The sequence below is a fragment of the Marinifilum sp. N1E240 genome (genome assembly GCF_009295825.1).
Taxonomy (GTDB): Bacteria; Bacteroidota; Bacteroidia; order Bacteroidales; family Marinifilaceae; genus Marinifilum_A; species Marinifilum_A sediminis.
Genome location: NZ_WHKF01000006.1, coordinates 42,099 through 68,684, shown reverse-complemented (window position 1 = coordinate 68,684; position 26,586 = coordinate 42,099). Strand labels below are relative to the sequence as shown.

General features: G+C 31.8%; 24 protein-coding genes. 16 read left to right on the top strand and 8 right to left on the bottom strand.

The features are described 5' to 3' along the window. Nucleotides 1-89: 89 nt before the first annotated feature. A complete protein-coding gene (locus tag GCQ56_RS14950) occupies nt 90-935 on the bottom strand; it encodes an AraC family transcriptional regulator (RefSeq protein ID WP_193323802.1) in 846 nt (281 codons plus the stop codon). Between the two features lie 330 nt (nt 936-1,265). Next, entirely contained in the window at nt 1,266-1,862 is a 597-nt protein-coding gene (locus GCQ56_RS14945) for a porin family protein (RefSeq protein ID WP_152735336.1), read from the bottom strand. Between the two features lie 624 nt (nt 1,863-2,486). On the opposite strand from GCQ56_RS14945, the gene GCQ56_RS14940 reads away from it, so the two are divergent. Continuing rightward, nucleotides 2,487-3,668, top strand: coding sequence for a right-handed parallel beta-helix repeat-containing protein (locus GCQ56_RS14940; RefSeq protein WP_152735335.1), 1,182 nt, complete (start codon nt 2,487-2,489; stop codon nt 3,666-3,668). A gap of 118 nt (nt 3,669-3,786) precedes the next feature. On the opposite strand, the gene GCQ56_RS14935 is transcribed toward GCQ56_RS14940, so the two are convergent. Then, a complete protein-coding gene (locus GCQ56_RS14935) occupies nt 3,787-4,686 on the bottom strand; it encodes a beta-1,6-N-acetylglucosaminyltransferase (RefSeq protein WP_152735334.1) in 900 nt (299 codons plus the stop codon). 621 nt (nt 4,687-5,307) lie between these two features. Here GCQ56_RS14935 and GCQ56_RS14930 point away from each other — a divergent pair. The 15 genes from GCQ56_RS14930 to GCQ56_RS14860 all read left to right on the top strand — a co-directional run bounded on the left by GCQ56_RS14930 (nt 5,308) and on the right by GCQ56_RS14860 (nt 22,925). Beyond that, a complete protein-coding gene (locus GCQ56_RS14930; protein WP_152735333.1) occupies nt 5,308-6,489 on the top strand; it encodes a DegT/DnrJ/EryC1/StrS aminotransferase family protein in 1,182 nt (393 codons plus the stop codon). An 8-nt stretch (nt 6,490-6,497) separates the two neighbouring features. Continuing rightward, entirely contained in the window at nt 6,498-7,073 is a 576-nt protein-coding gene (locus tag GCQ56_RS14925) for an acyltransferase (RefSeq protein WP_152735332.1), read from the top strand. A gap of 18 nt (nt 7,074-7,091) precedes the next feature. Continuing rightward, a complete protein-coding gene (locus GCQ56_RS14920) occupies nt 7,092-8,207 on the top strand; it encodes a Gfo/Idh/MocA family protein (RefSeq protein ID WP_152735331.1) in 1,116 nt (371 codons plus the stop codon). Between the two features lie 47 nt (nt 8,208-8,254). Continuing rightward, entirely contained in the window at nt 8,255-9,517 is a 1,263-nt protein-coding gene (locus GCQ56_RS14915; protein WP_152735330.1) for a nucleotide sugar dehydrogenase, read from the top strand. 88 nt (nt 9,518-9,605) lie between these two features. Beyond that, nucleotides 9,606-11,066: a lipopolysaccharide biosynthesis protein gene (locus GCQ56_RS14910; protein WP_152735329.1), complete on the top strand. Its 1,461-nt coding sequence runs from the start codon at nt 9,606-9,608 to the stop codon at nt 11,064-11,066. 9 nt (nt 11,067-11,075) lie between these two features. Next, on the top strand, nt 11,076-12,146 hold the full coding sequence (locus GCQ56_RS14905) for a glycosyltransferase (RefSeq protein WP_152735328.1): 1,071 nt from the start codon (nt 11,076-11,078) through the stop codon (nt 12,144-12,146). 31 nt (nt 12,147-12,177) lie between these two features. After that, nucleotides 12,178-13,257 carry a glycosyltransferase gene (locus GCQ56_RS14900; RefSeq protein ID WP_152735327.1) on the top strand — a complete coding sequence of 360 codons (1,080 nt, stop codon included), beginning with the start codon at nt 12,178-12,180 and terminating at the stop codon, nt 13,255-13,257. Further along, nucleotides 13,250-14,530: a hypothetical protein gene (locus GCQ56_RS14895; protein WP_152735326.1), complete on the top strand. Its 1,281-nt coding sequence runs from the start codon at nt 13,250-13,252 to the stop codon at nt 14,528-14,530. The genes GCQ56_RS14900 and GCQ56_RS14895 overlap by 8 nt, the downstream gene beginning before the upstream one ends. Nucleotides 14,531-14,577: 47 nt before the next feature. Beyond that, a complete protein-coding gene (locus tag GCQ56_RS14890) occupies nt 14,578-15,729 on the top strand; it encodes a glycosyltransferase family 4 protein (protein WP_193323801.1) in 1,152 nt (383 codons plus the stop codon). 5 nt (nt 15,730-15,734) lie between these two features. Continuing rightward, a complete protein-coding gene (locus tag GCQ56_RS14885; RefSeq protein WP_152735324.1) occupies nt 15,735-16,829 on the top strand; it encodes a glycosyltransferase family 4 protein in 1,095 nt (364 codons plus the stop codon). Beyond that, nucleotides 16,826-17,932 carry a peptidoglycan bridge formation glycyltransferase FemA/FemB family protein gene (locus GCQ56_RS14880; RefSeq protein WP_152735323.1) on the top strand — a complete coding sequence of 369 codons (1,107 nt, stop codon included), beginning with the start codon at nt 16,826-16,828 and terminating at the stop codon, nt 17,930-17,932. Before GCQ56_RS14885 ends, GCQ56_RS14880 begins: the two co-directional genes overlap by 4 nt. Beyond that, the gene (locus tag GCQ56_RS14875) at nt 17,925-18,752 is read left to right on the top strand and encodes a hypothetical protein (RefSeq protein ID WP_152735322.1); all 828 of its coding nucleotides are present in this window, start codon (nt 17,925-17,927) and stop codon (nt 18,750-18,752) included. Before GCQ56_RS14880 ends, GCQ56_RS14875 begins: the two co-directional genes overlap by 8 nt. 19 nt (nt 18,753-18,771) lie before the next feature. Then, nucleotides 18,772-19,902, top strand: coding sequence for a sugar transferase (locus GCQ56_RS14870; RefSeq protein ID WP_152735321.1), 1,131 nt, complete (start codon nt 18,772-18,774; stop codon nt 19,900-19,902). A 36-nt stretch (nt 19,903-19,938) separates the two neighbouring features. After that, nucleotides 19,939-22,335 carry an exopolysaccharide transport family protein gene (locus tag GCQ56_RS14865; RefSeq protein WP_152735320.1) on the top strand — a complete coding sequence of 799 codons (2,397 nt, stop codon included), beginning with the start codon at nt 19,939-19,941 and terminating at the stop codon, nt 22,333-22,335. Between the two features lie 134 nt (nt 22,336-22,469). Further along, nucleotides 22,470-22,925: a 3-oxoacyl-ACP synthase gene (locus tag GCQ56_RS14860; RefSeq protein ID WP_152735319.1), complete on the top strand. Its 456-nt coding sequence runs from the start codon at nt 22,470-22,472 to the stop codon at nt 22,923-22,925. A 69-nt stretch (nt 22,926-22,994) separates the two neighbouring features. On the opposite strand, the gene GCQ56_RS14855 is transcribed toward GCQ56_RS14860, so the two are convergent. The 5 genes from GCQ56_RS14855 to GCQ56_RS14835 form a co-directional block, all read right to left on the bottom strand. Then, the gene (locus GCQ56_RS14855; protein WP_152735318.1) at nt 22,995-23,582 is read right to left on the bottom strand and encodes a porin family protein; all 588 of its coding nucleotides are present in this window, start codon (nt 23,580-23,582) and stop codon (nt 22,995-22,997) included. Between the two features lie 424 nt (nt 23,583-24,006). After that, the gene (locus tag GCQ56_RS14850) at nt 24,007-24,399 is read right to left on the bottom strand and encodes a hypothetical protein (protein ID WP_152735317.1); all 393 of its coding nucleotides are present in this window, start codon (nt 24,397-24,399) and stop codon (nt 24,007-24,009) included. A gap of 17 nt (nt 24,400-24,416) precedes the next feature. Further along, nucleotides 24,417-25,139, bottom strand: coding sequence for a hypothetical protein (locus GCQ56_RS14845; protein WP_193323800.1), 723 nt, complete (start codon nt 25,137-25,139; stop codon nt 24,417-24,419). A gap of 16 nt (nt 25,140-25,155) precedes the next feature. After that, nucleotides 25,156-25,623 (bottom strand): hypothetical protein, encoded by a 468-nt coding sequence (locus GCQ56_RS14840; RefSeq protein ID WP_152735316.1) that lies wholly within the window; start codon nt 25,621-25,623, stop codon nt 25,156-25,158. Between the two features lie 516 nt (nt 25,624-26,139). After that, nucleotides 26,140-26,463: a hypothetical protein gene (locus tag GCQ56_RS14835; RefSeq protein ID WP_152735315.1), complete on the bottom strand. Its 324-nt coding sequence runs from the start codon at nt 26,461-26,463 to the stop codon at nt 26,140-26,142. Nucleotides 26,464-26,586: the final 123 nt, after the last annotated feature.

The window sequence follows — 26,586 nt, the reverse complement described above, 5'->3', positions numbered from 1 at the left end:
AACACTGATTTAGCGACAGAGCCAATAATTTCGGACGTCTGCCAATTAATTAAGGCTTGGCAAGATCATTTTAAAAAATTGAAAAACAGTTATTCAGATTCTTTTATATATTGTGAAGGAGTTTTGCCTGTGAATTTCTTGAAAGCTGCATTAAAGGTAGCTTTTGATTTGAATCCTGCTTCAAATGCCAATGCCAGTATGGTATAGTTTTTAAATTTTTCAAGTCGTGCGATCCTTTTAAATTCTTCCACCCTGTAATTATTGATGTAATCATTAAAACTTTGATTCAATAATCCGTTTAATGTTTCAGATAATTCGTGAGTAGGAATATCGCATTGCTGAGAAAAACTTGACAGATTCAGTTCAGAATTTAAATATAAATTGTCACTCTCCATGACCTGATTCATCTTTATTACATTCTCCTCGGCCAGTCTACGTGTAAGTTTCGATTTGTCATATTTCTTGAAACCGCCTAAACCTATTTTTTCTGTACTTAGATGTAAGGATCTTGGTTCACTAACAATTACATAACTAATTGCATATCCTAAAATCATTAGAAAGCTTATATTGATGATGTCCATGGTCGGTTCTGTACCAGATATTACCAGAGGAAGGTTGGTTTTAAGCTCTAAAATCACGAAATGAATGGTCATCATGATACAAAGTAATTTGATTAGAGCTGTTCTTTTTTTGTTATAATTAAAGATAGTAAGAGAATAGCCTTTAATCTTATAAAAGTTACCAATCATCTTTAATATTAAAAATGGATAAATGATATATAGTGAGACAAGTACATTCTTTGCTATTAGCAAATAGACATTCTTATATAAATCGGAATTCTTATAGAAAATATAGATAATTCCGTTAATCAGAAATGGTATGGTATGAAGAAGACTGATTTTGGTATATTTAAGTTTGCCATATAAAACCGACATAACATAGTAGTATACCACCAATGGCGCAACGGTAGCAATCGGAACAATAACAAACGGCCAATTTGAATCTAGATTTACAAATCCTTTGTAAAAGAAGTAATAATAAACGTAGTGGAATATAATATTGAGAAAAATTAGCTTTAAAATATGGTTGGGAAGTGTTCTAAATTTTTTTCGTAGCAAGATTAGGATCAGACCAACAATTTGGGCTGAACAAAAAAGAATTAAATAAGGAATATTCATAAAAAAAATGTGATGCTTTGGATTTTTCGAAATGTAAAGTAATTTTTATTTAATCACAACAATAGAATCTCCAACAATTGTATTTTTTTAAAAGCGATAAGCAATACCTAAAGAAAATACTCTATTTTGAGCTTCTGACTCAACTTTATCCTGATTGAAAAATTCTGCCAAGCCATGATAATATCTTGCATTCAAAAGGAATTGATCAGAAAATTCGTATTCCAATCCAAGTACGGCACCATAGTCGAAATCTTCAAAAGTATCAGATTTTGGTAAGATCTGAGCAACTGGATTGTCATCGGAATAAACATCAGGATCTTCCTTGGAACGCAGCAAATAACCAACTTGAGGTCCAAGTAAAAATTTGAATTGCTCGTAATTACGTAATGAAAATTTTACCAGAAGAGGAACGGTAATATAATCTAAACTGATGGTTGCTGATTCACCATCAATATGATCTCTGAACCCTTGTTGTGCATACATTACTTCGGTTTGTAAGCCAATAATATCTGTAAAGTTATAGGATGCAAATAAACCTGCATATCCACCAAATTTATAATGTCCACCGTTATTTTCTCCCTGAAAATTAGCAAGATTGAAACCTCCTTTTACACCAAATCTTATATCCTGAGCACTTATTAATCCAGGAAGAAATATTAATAGTAGTAGGGCTATCTTTTTCATGTTTTCAAAATCTAGATGTTAAAATTCTTTAATATAGAAGAAAATACAATTTTTTATTTAAGTTATTTAAAAATAATCTCTTTTTTTGTCACCGATTGATATACTGAGAGTTAAAAAAGAGGAATGTTTCTACAATTTTTGTAGATGATTTCCTCATTTAAAGATTCTATAATCTTTAATAGGTCTTAGTAAGAAATAAGTGTTTTTTGTAACATTCAGAAAACTTGAACGTTAAAGAAAATTAAACGATTAGATCCCTGTGTGAATGGATTTTGGCATAGAAATCTCTGTAAGAATTGTGAAGTTGAAACATCTAATTGAATAAGCATGATAACAAGTAAAGAAAAGCATTTACCCAAAGTAGTATTTGATATTTTTTTTAAACCTAAGGAATTTTCTTTCCATAACCACAATAAAATTAGTGAACAGTTCGCCTTCCGAGAAAAGTATATGGCGGATTCCGTTACAATTTCCCAATAATAGATAAGAATCTTGAATATTGGTGCGATTTAAGCCTTTATGGCAGATCCCAAAGTTCACATTCATGCCATAATTTATGGTATAGACAGAGAATTCTTTGTGTAAAATTTAAATAAGAAATAATTATCTTTAAATAGAATATCAATGAGAATAGTTGGAAAAGTGAGTATGGTTGTAATGATATTGGCAATGTGGTTTTCATTCGCAAGTTGCGATGATGAGTTTGTTGAAGATACAAACTCTCCTGAGATCGTAGAGCCTGGAGATGATGATAACAACGGGGAAGATTCTGATGGTGAGAAGGATGAAGGAGGGGATGATGATTCCAATAATAATGATGGTGAAACTGGAGATGAAAACAGAACTGTAATAGAGAATATGACTTTTACAGAAACTGTTACTTATTATGGTCATGAATATGATAGTCTGGTAATTAGAAACTGTACGTTTGAGAATATTACCGGTGAAGGACTAATCTTAGGTGATGTTGACGAGGTAATAGTGGAAGGATGTACATTTAGAAATATTACAGGTAATGCAGTTAGATTTGCAACTACAAGAACATCCAATAATATTAGAGTTGAGGGCAATGAAATTTATGATATTGACAATTGTGGGATACTTACTCAAGAAGGGCATGTTAACGTTCAGATTTTAAATAATAAAATCTATCGCACAGCCTTAGATCCAGAAAAAGGACCACATGGAGTATACTTGATTGGAGAAGGTTTTCACGTTGAAGGCAATACGATTTACGATATTGGGGAGGGTGCAGCGGCAGGTATAACATCCAGAACATACGGAACTCTTAGTAGAAATAAAATTTATAATGTTACTGGATCTGGAATTGATTATTCTTGTGATCATCCTGGTTTTAATGGTAGTTTACTAATTGAGAACAATATTATTTACGATAATGATCGAAAGGGTATTCATATCATGGGAGGACCGAACGAGTCTCATATTGGTGAAGCTATAATTAGATTTAACACTATTGTAAGTAGTAATGATGAAAAAACTCTATGGGTGGATTCTGGTTATTATATGGAAGCAAACTTTGAGATTTATGGTAACATTTTAATTAATACTAAAGACTCGGAAAATTGTTTGTTTGTATCACCTCAACATCCGGCTGAATATGAGGCTTATAATTTGCTTGATACTGATGATGTTGGTTTTGTTGACTTTCAAGCACGAAATCTACATATTTCTGCTTCTTCTGATGCGTCGAAATTTAATGTGGAGGCTAAGGATTGCCCAGATATTGATTTTGATGGTAATAACAGATCTAAATCGAGTCAGAATGTTGGTGCTGATGAAATTTAATATATATAGACAGAAAATGCTAAATTAAAATATAACTAAAAGAAGTTGTCGATTTTTATCGGCAGCTTCTTTTAGTTTTGACATACTAATATAATTGTGCTTAATTTCTTTACTATGTTCAGCTATTTATTGCTTCGATATATTCTTCTAATTTTAGAATCAAATTACTACTAATTTCAGAATCAAATTTACGTGCAAACAAATGCTTGCTTTTTACTATAGCCTTAAAGTCTGATTCATCAAGAATGGCAGGAGAGTTGCCATTTTTATACTCCCAATCAATGTGTCTAAGATTACTATTTACAATTCTATTTTTGAACTTAGAGTTAAGAAGTATGGTTTGAAAAAACATTTCCTCCGCGCAAAAGGTATGATGGAAGCGTTTTAAGAATGATCGATTCTTACCAATGTAGTTCAAGATATATGCAATACTGTTTCTGCTTAAAGACCACCATGTACTTCCCCAGTAAAGCGGGGGAAATTTTTTTGAGTAGGGAATAACAATACTAAATAAGCGTTGAGATTTAACTATTAGAGTGTAGATTTTTCTTTCCCAAAAGCTCCCTTTTTCGTTTAGTAAATCATTGGGTCTATAGTAATGAACTCGACTCATGCCACCATCAAATAATTTATTTGTTGGCATTTTGTAATACTCTATATACTCAGAATTGTTGTTTATTTCAAAAAATGAACAAATTTCCTCAATTGACTTTATAGGATAACATTGACCACTCAAACAATGAAAATAACTTATTTCAGGAATACTATAGCATTCTTTAATAAGTTCAAGTATTGCTTCCAAGTGAGAAAACCCTCCCCAATTAACGCATATGGAATTTTCAAGAATACTAACATTATATTTTGCTTTTAAATTGACAATTGTTTTATGATTGGAAAGATTACTTTTTTTGTCAATATGAATATAAAAATATGAGTATTCACAATCCAGTGACTCAATTAACTTCTCTAATTGAGTTGGATCTTTATAAGCAGTTATTAAAAATCCGTGTTTATGCATTGTTCAAAATAAAAAAATGAATAAGAATTCTTAAGTTATGAGTATTTATTAGATTATAAAAATTTAAGACTACTAGCAAATTAAACGATAACCACTTACTAGCTTTAAACAATATCTTTTAAGATTTGTAACAAATAAAGCTAGTAACGGCCTTATATTTAGCTAATTTGTTTAATTTTTCTTATGGATCTGAATCATGTGTTAATCCAGATAAACTCTTAATTCATAAAAGAAACTTGTCAAAAAAAAAGATTCATGCGATCCAAGCTTGATTTTTATTTAAAATGGTTTGAAATTGTATTACTCGCTCTTATAATACGTCCCTTTTATAACTGTTCGTATTATCTAGGTTTTTATATTATTGTACAATAGCAAGAGTGTTTTTGTAACATTTCGTAACTATACAATTAATATCATGTTTTATTTGCCCCAATAAAACAAAATCCACTTATCACGTAAATCCCAATTATGTGACTGAGGAAACGAAGTTGTGCCCTTACTTCAGTTCAAAATGGGACTTGTTCTATTATTTTCCTCCCATTACCCTTTTCTAAATCTTAAATTATAAAACGTCATTTTGTAGATGATGCGTTGATTTATGTCTCATTTTATAATATCTATATGAAAAATGATGTAAAATTTGTGGATTTAAATTCTCAGTATATAAGAATTAAATCTGAGATCGATTTCGCAATACAATCAGTTTTAAATTCAGGAGAATTTATTAATGGGATAGAGGTAGGTTTATTTGCGAATGAATTGGAAAAATACCTTAAAGTAAAACATGTAATTCCATGTGCAAATGGAACTGATGCATTACAAATTGCACTTATGTCTCTTGAACTAAATAGAGGTGATGAGATAATTGTTCCATCTTTTACTTATGTGGCTTGTGCAGAAGTTATTCGACTATTAGGCTATAAACCAGTATTTGTTGAGGTCGATTCCCGAACATTTACAATTAGTATTCCTGATCTTGTCAAGAAAATTTCACAACGAACTAAAGTCATTATTCCGGTACATCTGTTTGGTCAATGTGCTCAAATGGAGGAGATTTTGAAAATTGTCAAAGATTACAATTTATATTGTATTGAAGATACTGCCCAAGCAATAGGGGCTAAATACACAAATTCTAATGGAAATACATATATGGCTGGCAGTATGGGAACATTTGGAACTACATCATTCTTTCCATCAAAAAATTTAGGCTGTTATGGTGATGGAGGTGCACTATTTACTAATGACGACCAATTGGCCAAGCGTGCTAAAATGATTGCCAATCACGGTCAAAAAGTGAAGTACATTCATGAAATAGTGGGTTGTAACTCTAGATTAGATAGTATACAAGCCGCTGTATTACGTGTAAAGTTGAAATATTTAAATGAATTTACGAAGGCAAGACAAAAAGTTGCGGAGTTTTATAATAATGGACTAAAGGATTTAATGGGGATACAAACTCCTTTTACAGAATCCTATACATCACATGTTTTTAATCAATACACAATAGTAATTGAACAATCGGGAGATATTAATGTTGAAGAATTCCGATATCACTTGCGTAAAGAAATGCATAAAATAGGAGTACCAAGTGTGGTTTATTATCCGGTTCCGGTTCATTTACAAGCTGCTTATTTATCTAAGCAATTTTTAAAGAATAGTTTACCCATAACTGAAAATCTGACAAAATCTGTACTGTCTTTGCCAATGCATACAGAGATAAATAGGTTAGGAGCAACTAAGGTAGTCAATGCTTTTAGTGCTGCTTATAATCATTGTAAAGTCGGTATTAAGACGAAAATATAGAATTAGTTATGAATTATTATAAACATGAATCATCTGTAATTGACCCGGGTTGTATGATAGGATCAGGTACAAAAATTTGGCATTTCAGTCATATAATGAAAGAATGCGTAATTGGCGAAAATTGTAACATTGGACAGAATGTATTTATTGCTAGTGGAGTAAAATTAGGGAATAATACTAAAGTTCAGAACAATGTATCTATTTATACAGGTGTAATTTGTGAGGATGACGTTTTTCTGGGACCATCAATGGTTTTTACTAATATTATTAATCCCAGATCTGCTATTGTTAGAAAGAGTGTATATCAAAAAACTATAATACGAAAAGGAGCCAGTATTGGAGCTAATGCAACAATTCTTTGTGGAATTGAAATAGGAAAATATGCATTTGTAGGTGCTGGGGCAGTGGTAACTAAATCCGTTAAAAATTTTGCCCTTGTTGTTGGGAATCCTTCTAAGCAAATAGGTTGGATGAGTGAATATGGGCATAGGTTATTATTTAATGGAACAGATCTGGTTAACTGTGTGGAAAGTGGCTGTCAGTACAAATTAGATAATAATGAAGTTTTTAAGATAGAAATCTAACTTTTAAGTTAAAGGGATATGGAGGAGAAGAGGAAAATCCGTTTTGGGATTGTTGGGTTAGGACATATAGGTAAGAGGCATTTAGAAATGATAAGAAACAATAGAGATGCAAAAGTTGTGGTTTGTTGTGATTTATTGCCTCTGGAAGAACTGAATGTTTATATACCAGGAATTTCCTTTTATCGGGACTATAAACAGTTACTGGAAAATCATCCGGAAATGGATGTTTTAAATATTTGTGTGCCTAATGGACTTCATGCTCAAATTGCAATTGATGCCTTGGAGGCAGGATTTCATGTGGTATGTGAAAAACCAATGGCATTAAGTAAACAGGAAGCTGAATTAATGCTATACAAATCACTTGAAGTATCACGACACATATTTGTTGTAAAACAGAACAGGTATTCACCTCCTGCTATTTGGTTGAAAGATATTATCAATCAAAATTTATTAGGAGATATTTATATTGTACAGATGAATTGCTTCTGGAACCGTGATCATCGTTACTATGAATCGAATTCATGGAGAGGAAAACAATTGGAAGATGGAGGAACTTTGTTTACCCAATTTTCACACTTTATAGATATCATGTATTGGTTGTTTGGAGATATAACCAAAGTGAATGGAATATTTAAAGATTTTAATCATAGATATTTAACAGATTTTGAAGATTCAGGAATTGTCAGTTTCGAGTTTGTAAACGGGGGTATTGGATGTTTAAATTACTCAACATCTGTTCATAATAAGAATTTGGAAAGTTCAGTAATTGTTATTGGTGAGAAGGGTACTGTTAAAGTTGCCGGTCAATATATGAACGAAGTGGTGTATTGTGATATTGATAATTACGCAATGCCTGAACTAAAACCATCAAATCCACCAATTGATTACGGAAACTACAAAGGTTCGGCTCAGAATCACCATTATGTAATAGGAAATGTAGTAAACAAACTGCAAAATAATGGTTCAATTGCCACTAATGCTCTTGAAGGACTAAAAGTGGTTGATATTATTGAAAGAATTTATCAATTGCGTGATTTACAAGAAATAAAGAAACCGATAAATGATAATGTGCAGGTGCACATAAATAATGTAAAAACAGAAATACGAAGTGATAGTTTGAACAACCGAATTTGAGTATAGGCAACTAAGGTTTTTTTTGATTAGAGGAGGACGGAGTTATTATGAAAGAGATAAAAATTGCAATTCTGGGATTAGGATATGTTGGCTTGCCTTTGGCAATTGAGTTTGGGAAGAGGTATCCTACATTGGGATATGATATCAACTCAAAACGAGTGAATGATCTTAAAAAAGGGAAAGATTGGAGAAAAGACTTTGGTGGAGATAAAATAACTTCTTCAAAGTTTTTGGAACTTTCCGATAACACTAAAGATCTGGAACATTGTAATGTTTTTATTGTTACTGTACCCACTCCATTAAATAAAAACAAACATCCCGATTTAAGTCCTTTGATCAATGCCTCAATTAGCATTTCAAAAGTCCTAAAGAAAGGTGATGTGGTTATTTACGAGTCTACTGTATATCCAGGAGCAACTGAAGAAGATTGTGTCCCGGTTTTGGAACGCTACAGCGGATTAAAGTTCAATAAAGACTTTTTCTGTGGTTATTCTCCTGAAAGAATAAATCCTGGAGATAAGGTACATACATTAACAACGATAAAGAAAATAACATCCGGTTCTACTCCAAAAATTCGAGATTTTGTTGATAATTTGTATCAATCGATTATTCCTGCTGGAACCTTTAGGGCATCGTCAATTCGGGTGGCAGAAGCTGCAAAAGTGATTGAAAATGCACAGAGAGATATTAATATTGCATTTGTAAATGAACTTGCTGTTATTTTCAATCGTTTAGAAATAGATACAAATGAAATTCTAGAAGCTGCGTCAACAAAATGGAATTTTCTACCATTTAAACCAGGTTTAGTTGGAGGACACTGTATTGGTGTTGATCCTTACTATCTGGCACATAAAGCGCTCGAAGTTGGATATAATCCTCAAATACTTCTTGCCGGAAGACGTTTAAATGACGAAATGGGTTCGTTTGTAGCTTTTAATGTGATTAAAGAAATGGTAAAAAAAGGATTCCGCATACCAGGTTCTCAAGTTTTGGTTATGGGTGTTACCTTTAAGGAAAACTGTCCTGACATTAGAAATTCAAAAGTAATTGGCTTGATAAGAGACTTAGAGGAATTTGGTTGTACGGTAGACGTTTATGATCCTTTAGCTGATCCAATGGAAGTGAGAGAGAAGTACAATTTAAATATAATACCGTATTTGAATGGAAATAGATATGATGCGGTTGTTGCTGCCGTAGCACATGATGAGATCAAGAAAGTAGATGTGAAGAAATTAAAAAATGGACATGATGCAGTTATATATGATGTGAAGGCAATATATCCAAAATCTTTAGTAGATAGAAGACTATAGTAATTGCAAGTGATTCTTAAAATAATTAACCTTTTACAGTTTATAAAAAGCTAAAATTAGTTTCTAAGAATAGGATCCAACCTAATTAATGAAAAGCAATTTATTAAAAGACTTTTTTTCCTATGGAACAGTAGGTGTAATAAGCAAATTTGTAGGCTTTTTCACCATTCCAATTTATACCAGATTTCTATCTAAAGCTGATTTTGGAATTCTAGAAATACTCTCGGTAATTATGGTTCTTTTGGCATTTTTGTCGACTTTCCAGCTTGAGAGTAGTTTTTTAAGGCTTTTCTTTGATAAGAAAGAAACTAAGCAGAAGAGGAATCTGTTTTCTTCCGGACTATGGATAATTATCCCGGGAAGTATCATTCTATCATTGGTGCTGATTGCATTCAATAAACCTCTGGCAAATTTAATATTGCAATCAACAGATCATAGCATTCTTCTTATTATCGCGATAAGTGAACTGATGTTTAAGAATGTATTGGAATATTCTGTTATTGTTTTTAGGGTTGAATTTAACAGAAAAGGATATACGATATTCAATCTTATCTATGTTTTCTGTAATGCTTTATTAGGGATAATATTTGTTGCGATATTTAAATATGGATTGCTTGGTCTTTTAATTAGTAGATGCGTTGTCAGTATTGTATTTGCAGGAATTGCTCTCTTTAAAGCCAAAAAATATGTTTCATTAAATATATCCTTTCCTGTTTTAAAGGAAATGTTGACTTATGGAGTTCCATTAATTCCGGTAGTTCTTGCTCAATGGGGGCAAAAGTATGTGGCACGAATCTTAATTATCTTTCTATTTTCCTTAAGTCAGATTGGTATCTATGCAATTGCAACAAAAGTATTATTACCATTGTTGCTATTGACCCATAGTTTAAAAATGGCATGGCATCCATATACTTTTGATAATTACAAGAACAAGGAAAGCAAGGCGTTGTTTAATGATTTTTACAATTTCTTTGCCTTTATTGCCTCTGTAATAGCTGTTGTTTTGATTCTGTTTGGCGAGGAATTATTAATTGTTTTTGCCTCAGAAAAGTTTGCCGATAGTCAGTATTTAATAGGAATTTTATCTATAGCCTATATACTCTATGGAATGTCTGATCTAATATCTACAGGTATACTAATTAGAAAAAAGAATAATGCTTTAAGCTATGCATCTATTACAGGAACCTTTTGTGGTTGTTTAACTATGTATTTGCTTTCTATCAGGTTTGGTCTTATTGGAATTGTAATTGGCGAATTATTTGGCGAGTTGGTTAAATTTTTCCTCATTTCAATATTGGTGAAGAAGATTTTTACAGGCTATTTTAAATTTAAAAGAAGTGCAATTGCACTTAGTCTTTTAGTGCCGATCAGTTTTATCCTAAATAATGGATTTACACCGATAGACTATGACTGGATAATCAAGTCGCTGTTTCTTACTTTGATTATTGGTGCTTTAAGTATCATCTATTTTTTCAGGAATCAAAGTCTATGCCTGAGGATGAAATCCTTTGGAGGAACAATTTTATCTACACAATTATTGAAAAAATAAGCAGTTTTTATGAATATCTTAATTCTTACAATGGGTAGTCAATTCGGTTATATTACCGAGCATTATTACTACTGTAAATACCTAAATATTAATAATAAACTTAAAGTGTTGTCATGCGATTTAGGTTTTGAGAAGGTCAGTATTAAAGGTGTTGACGTCATTTACCTGAAACCGTATAAGAATAAACATTTGGGTTTGATTTCGTTTTACTTGAAGACTTTACAAATCTGTTTAACGAACCGTTTTGATGTGACCTTATTAAGTTATTTTAGATTTTCTTTTCTATTAAGGTTCTTATTGCCATTTCAAAAATTAGTTTTGGATATTAGAACCGGATCAATTGGAACTGTTCCTCAAAAAGTAGCAAAAACAAATGCAAAGCTTCGTTTCGAATCTAAATTTTTTAAGTACAAGTTAATAAACACACATAGTCTGGCAGAGGAACTCAATATTAAAAAATATGATTGCTTGCCAATTGGAGCAGTCAATCGAGTGTCAGATTCAAAAACTTTCGATGACCTCACACTTCTTTACATAGGTACATTAGATAAAAGAAGAATAGAAGAAACATTAGAGGGATTAAGTTTATTTAGAAATAAATATGCTCTGAAAAAACAAATTAGATATGATATAGTTGGATTTGGAGAGAAAGAGACAATCCAGAACGTCAAAAATAAAATAGAAGAGCTTGACCTTTCGAATATTGTTTTCTTTCATGGACGTAAAACAATTGAAGAATTACAAGATTTTTTCGTAAATGCAAATATAGGTATTGCTTACGTTCCTATGATTCGATGCTATCAGTGTCAACCAGCTCTTAAAACGCTAGAATATTTGATTAATGGTATGCCTGTAATAGCTACAAAAACTGATGAAATGAAACGAATTGTGAACGATAGCAATGGGATTCTAATTGAGGACACTCCCAAGTCGTTTGCCGAAGGATTATCAGAACTAGCGGAAAAAAGATGGAATTATGATTCAGCGACAATAAAGAGAGCCGTTGAAAAATATTCATGGAAAAATATTGTTTTAAATAATTTGGAACCGTATCTGAAAAGATGTTCAGGTTTAAAATAAATCTATATTTTACAGTTAATTAGGAACGATATTGGAAAAGAAAAAATTGTTGATTATTTCTCCGAGTCAATTCGGCTACCTTACGGATTATTACTTTTATTGCAAATATTTAAAGGACGAATTCAATATTACATTTCTTTGTTTTGATCAACAATTTAAAAAGCTTACTTTATCTGGCGTTGAAGTAAAGTATACTTCTTTAAAAGGCAATAAGTTCACTCGTTATCTACGTTGGTTACTATCAGTGTTGACTGAAATTAAAGAATCGGAATATGATATCGTTTTTTCATACAGTTATAAGTATTGCTCAGTAATAAAATTAATTACCAATAGAAAGATAATACTTGATATCAGAACTGGATCGGTAAAAGAAAATCGATTAAGGAATTATCTTCAGAACCTAAGACTCAGGTTGGAAGCATCGGTGTTTGATTATATTACAATTATTTCTGAGGGTTTGATCAATCATTTGAAATTAAGAAGTAAGAATTGTCACTACTTACCATTGGGCGCAGAAATACTGGAGAGTGGAAACAAAAACTATGATCGAATTAAATTATTGTATGTTGGTACATTAAATCATCGCAAAATTCATGAAACCATTGATGGATTTTATCAGTTTTATAAAAAGTATGGTAGAAAGATTCACTGCGAGTATAATATTTTTGGGTATGGAACTCCCCAAGAAGAAGATTTGCTGAATAATTCCATTAAAGGACAGGAACTTGGTGCGATTGTCAAATTCCATGGTAGAAAAAATATAAATGAAATTCTCGACTATTACAAAGAATCAAATATTGGAGTAAGTTATATTCCAATTACGCCATATTTTAATTTTCAACCACCCACAAAAACGTTCGAATATATTCTCGCGGGGATGATTTGTATAGGCACTTCAACTTACGAAAATTCAAACATTATTAATGAGAATAATGGGATTTTATGTGCTGATTCTGCTGAGTCTTTTTGCCGTGCATTGGAAAAATATTACATGAAGCGAAAGTCTTATCAACACTCATTGGTAATTGAAAGTTTGTCAAATCATACATGGGATAGAATAGTAAACGGCAATTTAAAGTCTTATCTGAACCAGATCATAGAGCATGATTAGAACTGTATTCCATTATACATATTGGATTCTTATTTTTTTAACCGGAATTTTTCAATTGTTTGGATTGAGTTCGGGAATCTACAAGCTTGGAATACCATTGGTAAGTGCAGGTTTATTTGCTTACTCTTTTTTTACTAAGGGAAATCAATTAAAATTTCCATTTTTAGCATGGGTATTCGGCTTTGGTATAGTGGCAGTTGTAAGTTCATACCTTAATCAAGTTGATTCCTTTTCACTAGCCTATTTTTTAATTTACACACTATTATCATATGCCTATTTTATAGTATTAATTAATGAGGATAGTAATTTATTAATATCCAGAGTGGTTTCATTTATAAAACTGCTGATTCTTCTACAGGTGCCAGCAATAATCGTTAAGTATTTGTTGATTGGACAATCGGAACATGGAGGAATCGGAACTTTGTCGGTTAATGCAGGAAGTGTTTCAACTATATTTCCAATATTTATTATAGCCATTTTGTTTTCGATTTACTTGTATAAAAGAAAGTTAAAATACCTGGTTCTTATAGCTTGCTTCAGCTTAATTGGTATTGTTGGGGATAAGAGAGCAATTATTCTATTTATTCCATTGGTACTACTCATTTGTGGAGTATTATTTATTAAACTCGAGAAGAGATATTTTATGAAAGGTCTTACTAATAAACTAATTTTGTTGGTAGGATTATGTATTGCAATATTTTATTTCACAGCCCGAACCAATAAAACATTAAATCCAGAAAATAGTAATTGGGGAAGTTTTAATGTTCCATACATTGTTAGCTATATTGAACGATACACAAGTTCAGAATCAAACAACAAGTATCAGATGAGGCGAAAAGGTGCTTTGATTTATTTTATCAATTACACTCTCGAAGCGCCACCTAATAAAATGATATTTGGTGATGGAGCTGGTAAACTAATAGAATCGAAGTTTAATAGTCAGGATGGTTCGATGAGTAGTGAATACGGTGTACGATATGGTGGAAGAATGGGATTTGTGTGGTTATTATTACAGGTTGGGTTATTGGGAACAATACTTTATTTGTGTTTCTTTATGAGACTATTTGCTTATGTTAAAAATAGGCACGAAAGCAATCCCATTTATCTCTCATTTTTAGTTCTTACCATCGTATTTTTTATTGATACTATTATGTACTCAAATGTTTTTCTTCGTTATGAGTATCTAAAAGGTTTATACTTTGTAATACTTGGATTGATTTTGTTGGATAAAAAATACCAAACCCAGTATTATTCAAAGTTATTACTATTCTAATAGTATCAATATTACTGCTTGTAATACTCCTCTAAATGAAAGTGTTAATGATTACTTCTCTATCGACGAATATGGATGCCATTCAAGGCGGAGTGGATGCTGTGGTAATAAATCTAATAAAAGGATTCGAATACTTTAAAGATCTTGAATTAAGAATTTTGTCCTTGGGAAAATCTAATGAGGACTACACGAAAAGAATTACCGATCACATTACGATTCACTATCTGAGTAAATCGGGAATACCAGGAGGTAATTTATTCTATTATCTCTTTCAGGCTTCAAAACAGGTTCGGAATTCTATTATGGAATTTAATCCTGATATAATTCATGTGCAAGGAGCATCGCCAATATTGCTAAGTTTAAGAGGAATAAACAGAAAAAACCTAATCATTACCCAGCATGGGATTATGGCAGAGGAGATTAAATACCAAGCTTCCCTCCAAGGAAAGTTAAAGTTCTGGATTAAGAAATTAATTGAACAATTCTACTTTACAAGTTTTACCAATTTCACTTTCATATCAGAAAAGAATCGTGAATTTTTAATAAAAAAAAAGCAAATACAGGATATCACAGGCGAATTGATTTACAATCCGGTGAATCCTTCTTTCTTCGATGTGAAGAACAAGAATGGACGAACAAAAAAGATCATTTATGTGGGAGTTATCAATCCACGAAAAAATTTGATGTGCTTGTTACAGGCATTTAATCAGGTCAGGAATTCAATGGAGAATGCAGAACTAATGATTGTTGGTGGATTTACAAATGCTAAATATGAGCAAAAAATAAAACAATTTATAGCGAATAACAATTTACAGAATCGGGTTCATTTTTTGGGTTGGAAAACGCAATCAGAAATTCTCAAAATTTATAGTGAGGTGGACCTCTTTGTTTTGCCATCACTTCAGGAGTCACTACCGGTAAGTATTGCTGAGGCCATGGCTGCCAGTAAGCCTGTAATTGCAACTGATGTAGGAGGAGTATCAGAAATGATAACAGAAGGAAAATCTGGATTTTTAATTGAGTCTAATAATTTTAATCAGTTGGGAGAATATTTAAGAGAGGCATTTAGTGAAAAATTTAACTACAACGCTTTTTCAAATTATGCAAATGATGAGGCAAAACTGAAATTTCATCCTAAAAATGTTGCCCAACAAACAATTGAATTTTATCAAACAGTAATGAAAAATGCAGGTTCATAGAGCTTATGAAGGTTAGTGAAAAACGTAAAATTGGGGTTATTGGTTTAAAAGGTCTTCCTGCTTATGGTGGAGCAGCAGCTGTTGGAGAAAATATCATAGCCAATCTAACGGATCAATTTGATTTTACCATTTATTCAGTTAGCTCTCATACCAACTTAAAATCGGGATACTTTAAGGATTGCTTTCACGTTGTATTCAGGAAACTTCCGCTGAGAAGAATCAATACGCTCTTCTATTACATACGTTCAGCTTTGCATGCATTACTGTTCAAGAATTTTGATCTTATACATTTGCACCATCGAGATGCAACTTTTGTTGTACCCATTTTAAAGCTAAGGTTTCCGATTGTGGTTACCACTCACGGGATGGTGCTTACATCCAAGTGGGTTCGCTATAAATATTTTTTTGAATTTGAGGATCGCCATTTTCTTAAGCATGCTGATTTCGTTACCACAGTTTCCTTAAAAGACAAGCGCATCGTTTCGGGTATAATTCCGGAAAAGAAAATTCAATATATTCCCAATGGCGTTAATCCGAATCTGGAGATTGTTGTTGATAAGAAAGATTATATATCCTTTGCAGCGGGTAGAATGCTTCCAGATAAGGGCTGTCATACATTTATTGAAGCACTGGGCTTGTTGGAGGAAAAAGAAAAGGCAATCCTAATAGGAGATATCAAACAGGATCTTGAGTATGAAAAGAAATTACTTCAGCTTCAAAAAGAAATTGGAGGAATTCGTTTTATGGGACTAATCAAGGTAAAGAAAGAATTATATGAGTTAATTGCTGGTAGTAAATTCTTTGTATTTCCATCCATTAATGAGTCCATGTCTATGATGCTGTTGGAAGTGGCGGCTTTAAAAGTTCCAATTATTTGCTCGGATATTTCAGAAAACAGAGATGTATTTAATGCTACTGAGGTACTCTTTTTTAAGGTAAATGATGTAAGGGACCTTTCTAATAAAATTGCTTATGCATCAAAAAATCCTGAAATAATGAATGATTTCGCTGATAAAGCTTATCAGCGATTGACTAAAGATTACCTCTGGTCTAAAATATCAGAAGAGTATAAAATTGTTTTTGAGAAATTTTTCAGATGATACCAAATGTAATTACAGCTTCTAAATTACTGGCTGAGCGGGAAAAATTCACCATTGTCACCAATGCTGGTGAAGTAGAGATGAAAGTATGGAGCGATTTTGTTTCCAATCATCCAGATGGTAATATATTTCAAATGCCGGAAATGTATGAAGTATATAGTGCTACCGTTGGATTTGATCCTGTATTTATTGCCATTTTAGAAGGTGATTTAATTAAAGGATTAATGTTGGCTGTAATTCAAACAGAAGTCACAGGTATTGCAGGTAGATTTACCAGAAGGTCAATAATTAAAGGAGGACCATTAATAGCAGATTCCGAGAAAGAAATCTTGGATCTGATTTTAACGCAGTATGATTCTTTTGTGAAGCGGAAAGTAATGTACACACAAGTACGAAATTGGACAGAAAATTCTCAAATAAAGAATGTTTTTAAAGATCATGAATATCAGTTTATGGAGCATATGAACATACTGATTGATTTGCAACCGCCTGAAGAACAGCTTTGGCTCAATATGAAAAGAACCAAAAGAAATAGAATCAGAAAAGCAAATGGAGAGAACATTACTTGTAGATTTGAAGATCATCAATTTGGCTTAATTGATTCTTACCATGTATTGAAACAAGTTTATAGTAAGATAAAACTACCCATTCCAAGATTTGAATTCTTCGCAAACTTGTGGTTAAAATCATCTGATAATGCAAGATTACTGATATATAATGCTGAATATGAAGATAAAGTAATTGCCACGAGATTAATTCTGGCTTTTAATCAACGGCTTTATCTCTTTTATGCCGGCGCATTACAAGAATACAATAACAAATGTGTAAATGATTTAATGAATTGGGAACTCATGCTATGGGGAAAACGAGAAGGGTATCAAGTGTTTGATTTTGCAGGTGCAGGTAATCCCAACAAGGCTTATGGCGTTAGAAATTATAAAATGAAGTTCGGTGGAACTATCATATATCCAGGTAGATATGAGAAAGAGTATCGTCCTCAGCTTTTTAAAGTTGTGAAATTCGGATTTTATGTTTGGCAATGGCTGAGGAAAATCAATGACAATGTCAAGTCCTTAACAAAGAGAATCAATTTTCATGTATGATTTTACACTGAGTGTATTCAAGAATTTATTGCTCGGATATCAAGCTAACGGATATATATTTCAGACATTTTCACAATATCTTATGGATCCAAAAGATAAGGTGGTTTTATTGCGCTATGATATTGACAAAAGACCTGAAAATGCAATAATTTTAGCTAGAATACAGAATTCTTTGGGCATTAGAGGTAGCTTTTACTTTAGGGCTGTAAAATCTTGCATGAAGCGGGAGATAATAAAGGAAATTGCCTCGCTGGGACACGAAATAGGATACCATTATGAAAATTTAGCAACTGTGTCTCGTAGGTCACCATTTAGTAAAGATATCTCGAAAATTTACGAAAAGGGAATTAAAGATTTTGACTTGCACTTAAAGCGATTTAGGGAAATAGTACCTATTCAGACAATATGTATGCATGGAAGTCCATTATCAAAATTCAATAGTAAAGATCTATGGAAAAAATATGATTACAGTGAATTTGGAATAATAGGAGAACCTTATATCGATCTGGATTTTAATGAAGTGTTTTATCTGACTGACACGGGAAGAAGATGGGATGGACACAATGTGAGCTTACGTGACAAGATTAATGGTTACCAATCGGTTTGGACGGAGAAAGGAATGGTTTTTAAATCATCGTTCGAGATATTAGAAGCCTTAAATCAACAACTATTACCGCAGAAAATAATGATGACATTTCATCCTCAACGCTGGAATGCAATGAATTTGACCTGGTATTCTGAACTCATCTCTCAATATTGTAAAAATCCCTTGAAAAGAATTCTTGTTAAGATAAGGGATTCAAAAAATACAAATAGTTAACAGTTTAATAATTGCGATCATGGAAAATGAGAGTAAAATAAAAGACTTTGTAAGAAAAGATATCAAACGAAAATCCAATATTGGGAAAATTTCAAGTTTCGTTGTCTTTTTGAACGATTTTTCTGATTTAGCAAACAGACTAGGAAGCAAAGGATTCGAAATTATAGGAAGATATTTTGATCGTCTTAATCCAAAGCATGCCTTAATTAGTTCAACGAATCCTGATGATATCAATTTATTATCAGGAAATGAATATCAATTAATTGTTAGTTCGGAACCTCTTAACAACTTGATAAGTATTAATGAATTTCTTGCAGCTGTAAATACCAAATTGGAATCCGATGGAACATTTATTTGCCGATTTGTGCCTCAGTCTGTTATAGAGAAAAATCTAATTAACAAATATATCTTTCCTATTAATAAAATAATGTTTTGTAAGCATTATTTATTCCATAGAGTATTTCCAAAGCTTAGTCTCACAAGAAAGCTATATTTCAAACTAACCAAAGGTAAAAACCGATCCATTCGAAAATTAGAGATGCATGGTAGATTAAATGCCGGTGGTTTTAGAGTTCATAGAGAATATCAGGCGGACAACTTTACCTATTTTACGGTCAAAAAGCAAGGGCAAGCGTATTTCGATCAATTTTCATCTTATGGACTTTTGTTTAAAATGAAGCGCATAGGAAAAGGTGGAAAGGAGATAAAAGTGTACAAATTGAGAACCATGGTTCCTTTTTCTGAATATTTACAGGAGGAATTTGTCCAAAAAAACCAATTGGACAAGGGTGGTAAAATTTGCAATGACATTCGTGTCACAACTCTTGGTAAAATCATGAGAAAGTTATGGATAGATGAAATACCTAATATTGTAAATTTGATAAAAGGGGAGATGAAAATTGTTGGAGTTAGACCCTTAAGCAAGCAATATCTCTCGCTGTACTCTCCTGAATTGCAAAGCTTAAGGGAAAAGGTTAAGCCAGGAATTATCCCTCCATTTTATGTTGATTTACCAGAAACACTGGAAGAAATACAGGAATCGGAAAGAAAATATATCAACAGTTATTTGCAAAAGCCAATTCGAACCGATTGCAACTATTTTTTTAAGGCTCTTGGGAATATACTTTTTAAAAGATTGACAAGTAAGTAATTCTAATAAATAGTTTACCGATCAAAAATTTTAGTTATGACTGAATCTGACAATTTCATCGAAAAAATGATGAGAGAGGAACGTAAACGTATTAAGTTATTTCAAAATAAGCTGATATCTAAATGGTATTGGTTTTTTGTGTTTAGCATTTTAGGGCTTCTTATTGGATACTTCATAAGCTATTATTCACCTGAGAATTATCGGGCTGAAAGTACCATTTTGGTTCAGAATGAGTCTAATTCTATTAAAGGCAAGGAGTTTTTTCAAGATGATATTTACAGTAAAGGATTTAATATTCAGGATCATATTGGTGTGTTGAAATCTCATAGTTTAAGCCATGCGGTGGTTAATAATTTAAATTGGAGAACCTCATGGTATCAGCAAATGATGTTTTACAATCATGATTTATATGGCAATGAATCTTTTAAGATACAAGAAACAGGATTTGAGAACCCTACAAATATTCCTGTTTTTATTCAAACGATTTCCGATAGCACATATACAATACGCGTTGAGCATACCGATGAATTAATAGGATTTGAGCAAAAAGGAGAGTTTGGAAAGGTATTTCAAAATGATATGTTTCAATTTATTCTGGAAAAAAAATCTGATTTAATTCTTCCTGAGAATAGTGAATACTTTTTCGAATTTAATAATTCTGAGCATTTGGCTTTAAAATTATCTAATCAGTTGGATATAACTTTGGATGATATGAATGGCAATCTCATAATTGTTAAAATGATCGGTCAGCACTCTCAACGATTAGTGGATTTTGTTAATGGATTGAGCAGAGAATATATTTATTACTGTTTGAAAGAAAAAAATCGTTTTTCTGTAAATACAGTCAAATTTATTGATATGCAATTAGATGGAGTAGTTGATTCTTTGACACATACAGGTAATTTATATAGTGACTTCCAATCGAAAACAACAGGGCTTGATCCAAGAGATGAGGCGGAATTTATTCGATTAGATTTAAAAAAACTGGAAGAGGATTTTTCAGTTGCTGACAGAAAAGTAAATTATTACAAAAGTCTTAATAAGTACTTAAATGATATTACTCAATTCGAGAAAATAGAAAAAAACCTACAAGATAAATTTGGTGAAGAATCGTCAAGACAAATTATCGTAGCTCCTTCCATTTCAGATTTTTCAGATCCGGTATTAAACAATTTGGTGCTGAAACTTGATGAATTAACTCGCAAAAAAGAAGTGCTTTCGTACAGTGCTAAAGAGAATGAGCCGAATATGCTGATACTGGAAAAAGAAATTAATCATATCAGGCAAAGCTTATATGAAAATCTTACAAACTCAATGATAATAGCTGAGAACGATCTAGCAAGTATTTCTAGGCGATTGGAAGAACGAAAAAAACAGATTAATAGTTTGCCTAAACTTGGGCAGAACTTTACCAATATAAAACGGAGGTATGATCTAAATAATGATTTGTACAATTTTTTGTTGAAGAAGAGGGCAGAGGCTGAAATTATTATTGCTTCAAATGTGCCAAATTCACAAATAGTCGATAAGGCATCCATAATGTCGGTTGATAAAGTTGGTCCAAAATTTTTATTGAATATGTTGTTTGGTGCAATTTTAGGTCTTATTATTCCATTTTTATTTATTAAAACGAGCGATTATTTCGACAATACAATCGAAAATGTAAATGATTTGGAAAGTGAAACCACATTACCTGTGCTTGGAGTCATCATGCACAATAGACATCGTAAAGATTTTATTGTATCAAAACGACCAAATGCGGGAATTACAGAAACTTTCAGGAGCTTAAGAACTGATTTGGAACAGGTTTTATCAACTTTTGAGAATAAGGTGGTAACGGTGCAATCTGTTATGCCTGGTGAAGGAAAATCTTTTATTAGTGTAAATCTTGCAGCAGTTTTAGCACTCAATCATCGTAAAGTATTGTTGGTGGAAACCGACATGAGAAAACCACGATTGAGTAAAATATTTGGTTGTGTTTCTACTTGTGGCATGAGTCAGTATTTGCAAGATGAAGAAAACTTTAATGAAATAATTTATCCGACACAGATTGAGAATTTAAGTTTTATTCCTGCAGGAACAACCCATTCAAATCCAGCTGAATTATTAGCAAATGGGAAGTTTAATCGATTTATGGACTCTGTTCGCAGACGATTCAATTATATTATTATGGATAGCGCTCCTGTTTCTATTGTTACCGATGGTTTATTAACTGGAAAATACGCTGACCTTAATCTGTTTGTTTTAAGACAACGATACAGCAATAAGAAACAAATTAATTACATTAACAAAATTAGTGAAAAGGGTTCAATTAAGAATATTTCGCTGATTTTAAATGATTTCAAATATAATGGATTTGATTTCTTACGTTTAGGATACAAAAGAGGCTATTACAATGATAATTTTGCACCCAATGGCAAAATGTTAAAATAATATTATCGGCTTAATTATGTTTGAGATATTACAAAAGTAATATCTCTTTTTTTGCCCAACATATAAATATGATCATATTTAATATCCCTCTTAGAATCTTAATTACTAAATTGGTGCGAAATTAAATAATACGAATGAATACTGATCTTAAAAAAGAACTCTACCAATTAGCGGGAGAGGGGCTTACCTATAGAATTGAGGAAAACAAAAAAGCTTTGGCTGATTTAAAGGAATCGGTTGGAAGTGAAAGTAAAAGTACGGCCGGAGATAAGCATGAAACAGGTCGTGCTATGATGCATTTAGAGCAGGAAAAAGTAAATCGTCAGCTGCAAAACAATCTGAAATTAAGAAAAGTTTTTGATCGCTTAAGCCCAGAAGAGCAGATGAATAAAGTTGGATTAGGAGCTTTGGTGATTACAGATAAAATTCGATTCTATATTATGGCAGCTCTAGGACAATATACGCTTGATAAGAATAAATACTATTTTATCTCAATGAATTCTGAAATAGCAAAAGCCTTTTTGGGAGCTAAGAAAGGTGATGAAATACAATTTAAAGGAGAACACTATCAAATTAAGGATGTAATCTAGATCTTATATGTACATAAAAGAAAAACCTGTCCGAAAAGACAGGTTTTATATTTTATAAATCTGAATTGTTTAAAATGCCATTGAAACACCTAATTGAAATACAGAATTTCTAACCTTAGGATCTTGCTCGTCATCAATGATTTTTGACATTCCAAGATTATAGCGAAGACCTAGTGCAACTTTTTCTGTGATATCGTATTCAAATCCTAATGCTAAACTTAAATCAAGACCTTTCATAAGATCATCAGCATCTGCACTATTTGATAAATCACCTGCTTCAACCTCAGCTTCTGAACTTAGATGAATACCAATTTGAGGACCTGCAATAGCATGGAAATTATCAGCTCCAAACATTTTTGCTCTTAAAAGTAATGGAATGTTTAAATAGTTCGATTTCCATTTCAATTCTTCATCTCCTTCTTCCATTTTCATTCCCTGACGTGAATAAACCATTTCTGGTTGAAAAGCAAGGTCTTCATTAATAGCAAATCTAGCGAAAGCTCCAATAAAGATATCTGTTTTCATATCAGTATCTTCAACATCATCCCCAGCCCAGTTAGCAAAGTTTAAACCGCCTTTAAGCCCGAATTTTACATCTTGGGCAAATGTTGATGAACAAAGTGCAATTATTGCTACAAATAGTAAAAATTTTTTCATGTAATAGTGGGTTTGTTAGAATTAAAAACTAAACATACAAAATTGTACTGTTATATTGAATTTTTACAGATTGAAAATACGTTTGAATTGACAAAATGATTTTATATATACATAAGTGATATTTGTATAATGATTAATGTTCAGTTTATAAATAATGTTGAATTGTTAATATTTTTGTTTGGTTTTATATGCGTAACGGAACCAAAATATTGCCATAACACCATAGCTTAATATTGGGAAAAATTTATACTTAACTATGGATTCGAAGAAAATAGAATAGCAATGAATAAGAAAACAAACAAAAGCAATTAGGTATAATACACGCAAACCTAAGTGTTCCGATCTGAAGAATTGTTTTGGTGTTGGTTTCATTTGAGATTTTTAAGATGGAATGAAAGGGGAGTCAAACCGCCGATTGGGTGGCTTAGTATTTCTTCTTCAATGTTAGCTTTAAAAGACCATATGCACTTCTTGTACCATACAAAGCAGTTGTTATTTCGCCAGAGTTGAATTCATAATTTTCAATATCAGCTATTTTAATGCTTTGTAAAGATTTCTCATCAATGGTTTTATTGTTAATTACCACAACTGGAAGTATCAGATGTTTATTTTGAGAGTCAATAGATAAGTGCTTTAAGTAACTAAAATTTAATGCTAAATCGTAAGCGGTTTCAATAGGTTTAATTTTATAATTTTTCGCTTTAACTTCTGTTGTTACAATTTTAGAAAAGGATTTTTCTACAAAAACCTTTTTGTTTTGACCTATGCTTACAAAAGCTATTGCTGTTAATAGAATTAATAAATTGATCTTTTTCATACTAAATTATTGTGTTGTTATTTTTTGTAGCGTTTTTTTGTAATAGTTCTTTTGTCAGATGAAGGATTTGGCTTGCTGATTTTCTCTGTTGTACAAGTATCATCACTTAAGTAAATAGCCTGTTCATTGGTTGACGTTATTTCTAAAACTTCCCCATATTTTTCTGGTAAATTCAAGCTTGTGGCATCTTTCCAATTGCCTTTACCAAGAACAGCAATTTCTTCTCCTTTCTCCAGAACTCCTTCTTTAAAACGTAGGGTTTTGTTGAATCCAAAAAATCCTTCACTCTCTTCTCCCTTGCTTTTTAGATAGTTTTCCAGATTTTCCGTAGCATCATTCCAAAATCCTGAAGAAAACTTCGCATCCTGAACGATATAGGATTTTAACTTTTTGTCGTTGATAATTGCATATCGAATTCCATCTTTAATGAGGTATCTACTTGTAACTTCTTCTTCAATAATAGTTTCCCAGGTAGAACTTTTTCCTGATGATTTTTCTTGTTCTACATGCACATAGTAATGAGAGCATTCACGTTTGGAAAGGGGAGAGTACAAGGGCTTACCAATTATTTCTATGCAACCAACAATCTTAGCAATTTCACCATCTTTAAAATTGGCGATCCTTTTGTAATTTGAGTTTTTAAGTTTTCTTTTAATTATTGCCTTATTGCTAAAGAAAATAACCAGGATTACGATGATTATCATAGAGGTTATAACAATTAGGATAATGGATTCTTTCATTTCTAATAGATTGAGTTTACTCTTTAATGTGAATGTCTTTTTTACTTGCCAGATTTCTTAAGGTATCCTTTATTTCTTGAACCCATAGATATTCTAGCTTTGATAAACTGATGGATGTACATGAATCATCTTTTTCTGAGAGTAATAGTTGATTCATTTTAAATTCGATGGATTGAATATCATCCCAAATTGCACTTTGCTCTTTTTCGAATATCCATGATTTTATTCTTATTGATCTGTTATCGATTTGGATAAAAGCCTTACCAAATAATCCTTCAAAAGGATATCCTACAGCACCTAAGATGTGAATTAAAGCATTTAAAAGAAATATTCCAGAGTATACCCAATCGAATGTTTCAATAGGTTTATTCTCTATCATTTTCATTGTTATCCAGGCAATTGAAACTGCAAAAAAAAGTATTCCGATATATAATCTTAGCTTCGATTGTTGTTTTTCTTTTAACAAGTCTTTATAATACTCCATATTAAATGATTTAGCTCTTAATTAATAACAATATATAAATCGATTAAATTTACATATTATTTCATTATAGAATATAAAATTGTTAAATTAAGAATAGGTTTAAATAGGATAGTAAGTTCTTATTAAATTGTAGGGAAGTTGATGTAATTTGCTAAGTTATCACAATTCTTTCTCATAAATTGCGACTTTAAAAGTGTAAACCAGGTGTATTGATCGATTGTCAATTTTGCCTCTTGATCTTACCTGATGCTGATTAAGACACTTTTATTACAAAAGTTAAAGATTGAACTTTACACAAAATAAGTCTCGATTCATTGTAAATGATTCTTATGATCTTAATGTATCGATTTATATTTTGAATATGAAAATTTCGCTTATACGGAGTGGTGTTTTATTTTTAATTGAATATTTCAATAATTAGATAAGCAAAATAGGTACGCGAACTACTTCACGTACCTATTTGATAAAAATTATATAACAAGACTTGTTACTTGCCTAGCTTGGCAATAAAAGCGCCTACTTTTTCAATATCTTATCAGCAATTTGTTTCGCGTCCTGGCAATATTTGTCATCACCCTCTAATTTCCATTCACCAGTTTTTTCAATGTAATACCTAACTGTTTTCTCGATGACTTCAGAATAGCCACCATAGGATGCTAACATATTTTGCACCTCTTCCATATAGTCATTATTGCTTAATTCTCTAGCCTTCACAAGATCCCACAATCTATTAATTCGTTTAGATTTCTCTTTATAAATAGGATCTATTGTTTTGTAAGCCATTAAAAAAAGTGAAAGAGCTTTAGCTTCAGGAGTTGGCTTTATTGCGTTTTTTTTCATGTTCTTCGTTTTGTATATAAATAAGGAAGCAAATGTACTCATTAATAGTAAGAGCAAGATCATTTAAACATCTTGAATCTATTAATAGAGTAGGAGAGCAACTTTACCTGGCTTATTAGTTTT

Bases quoted from the DNA above. Each gene is read 5' to 3' on its own strand.
- GCQ56_RS14835 (WP_152735315.1), bottom strand. From the start codon at position 26,463: ATGAAAAAAAACGCAATAAAGCCAACTCCTGAAGCTAAAGCTCTTTCA.
- GCQ56_RS14945 (WP_152735336.1), bottom strand. From the start codon at position 1,862: ATGAAAAAGATAGCCCTACTACTATTAATATTTCTTCCTGGATTAATA.
- GCQ56_RS14950 (WP_193323802.1), bottom strand. From the start codon at position 935: ATGTCGGTTTTATATGGCAAACTTAAATATACCAAAATCAGTCTTCTT.
- GCQ56_RS14885 (WP_152735324.1), top strand. From the start codon at position 15,735: ATGAAGGTTAGTGAAAAACGTAAAATTGGGGTTATTGGTTTAAAAGGT.
- GCQ56_RS14865 (WP_152735320.1), top strand. From the start codon at position 19,939: ATGACTGAATCTGACAATTTCATCGAAAAAATGATGAGAGAGGAACGT.
- GCQ56_RS14840 (WP_152735316.1), bottom strand. From the start codon at position 25,623: ATGGAGTATTATAAAGACTTGTTAAAAGAAAAACAACAATCGAAGCTA.
- GCQ56_RS14920 (WP_152735331.1), top strand. From the start codon at position 7,092: ATGGAGGAGAAGAGGAAAATCCGTTTTGGGATTGTTGGGTTAGGACAT.
- GCQ56_RS14880 (WP_152735323.1), top strand. From the start codon at position 16,826: ATGATACCAAATGTAATTACAGCTTCTAAATTACTGGCTGAGCGGGAA.
- GCQ56_RS14890 (WP_193323801.1), top strand. From the start codon at position 14,578: ATGATTACTTCTCTATCGACGAATATGGATGCCATTCAAGGCGGAGTG.
- GCQ56_RS14850 (WP_152735317.1), bottom strand. From the start codon at position 24,399: ATGAAAAAGATCAATTTATTAATTCTATTAACAGCAATAGCTTTTGTA.
- GCQ56_RS14845 (WP_193323800.1), bottom strand. From the start codon at position 25,139: ATGAAAGAATCCATTATCCTAATTGTTATAACCTCTATGATAATCATC.
- GCQ56_RS14910 (WP_152735329.1), top strand. From the start codon at position 9,606: ATGAAAAGCAATTTATTAAAAGACTTTTTTTCCTATGGAACAGTAGGT.
- GCQ56_RS14940 (WP_152735335.1), top strand. From the start codon at position 2,487: ATGAGAATAGTTGGAAAAGTGAGTATGGTTGTAATGATATTGGCAATG.
- GCQ56_RS14895 (WP_152735326.1), top strand. From the start codon at position 13,250: ATGATTAGAACTGTATTCCATTATACATATTGGATTCTTATTTTTTTA.
- GCQ56_RS14930 (WP_152735333.1), top strand. From the start codon at position 5,308: ATGAAAAATGATGTAAAATTTGTGGATTTAAATTCTCAGTATATAAGA.
- GCQ56_RS14915 (WP_152735330.1), top strand. From the start codon at position 8,255: ATGAAAGAGATAAAAATTGCAATTCTGGGATTAGGATATGTTGGCTTG.
- GCQ56_RS14855 (WP_152735318.1), bottom strand. From the start codon at position 23,582: ATGAAAAAATTTTTACTATTTGTAGCAATAATTGCACTTTGTTCATCA.
- GCQ56_RS14935 (WP_152735334.1), bottom strand. From the start codon at position 4,686: ATGCATAAACACGGATTTTTAATAACTGCTTATAAAGATCCAACTCAA.
- GCQ56_RS14870 (WP_152735321.1), top strand. From the start codon at position 18,772: ATGGAAAATGAGAGTAAAATAAAAGACTTTGTAAGAAAAGATATCAAA.
- GCQ56_RS14905 (WP_152735328.1), top strand. From the start codon at position 11,076: ATGAATATCTTAATTCTTACAATGGGTAGTCAATTCGGTTATATTACC.
- GCQ56_RS14925 (WP_152735332.1), top strand. From the start codon at position 6,498: ATGAATTATTATAAACATGAATCATCTGTAATTGACCCGGGTTGTATG.
- GCQ56_RS14875 (WP_152735322.1), top strand. From the start codon at position 17,925: ATGTATGATTTTACACTGAGTGTATTCAAGAATTTATTGCTCGGATAT.
- GCQ56_RS14860 (WP_152735319.1), top strand. From the start codon at position 22,470: ATGAATACTGATCTTAAAAAAGAACTCTACCAATTAGCGGGAGAGGGG.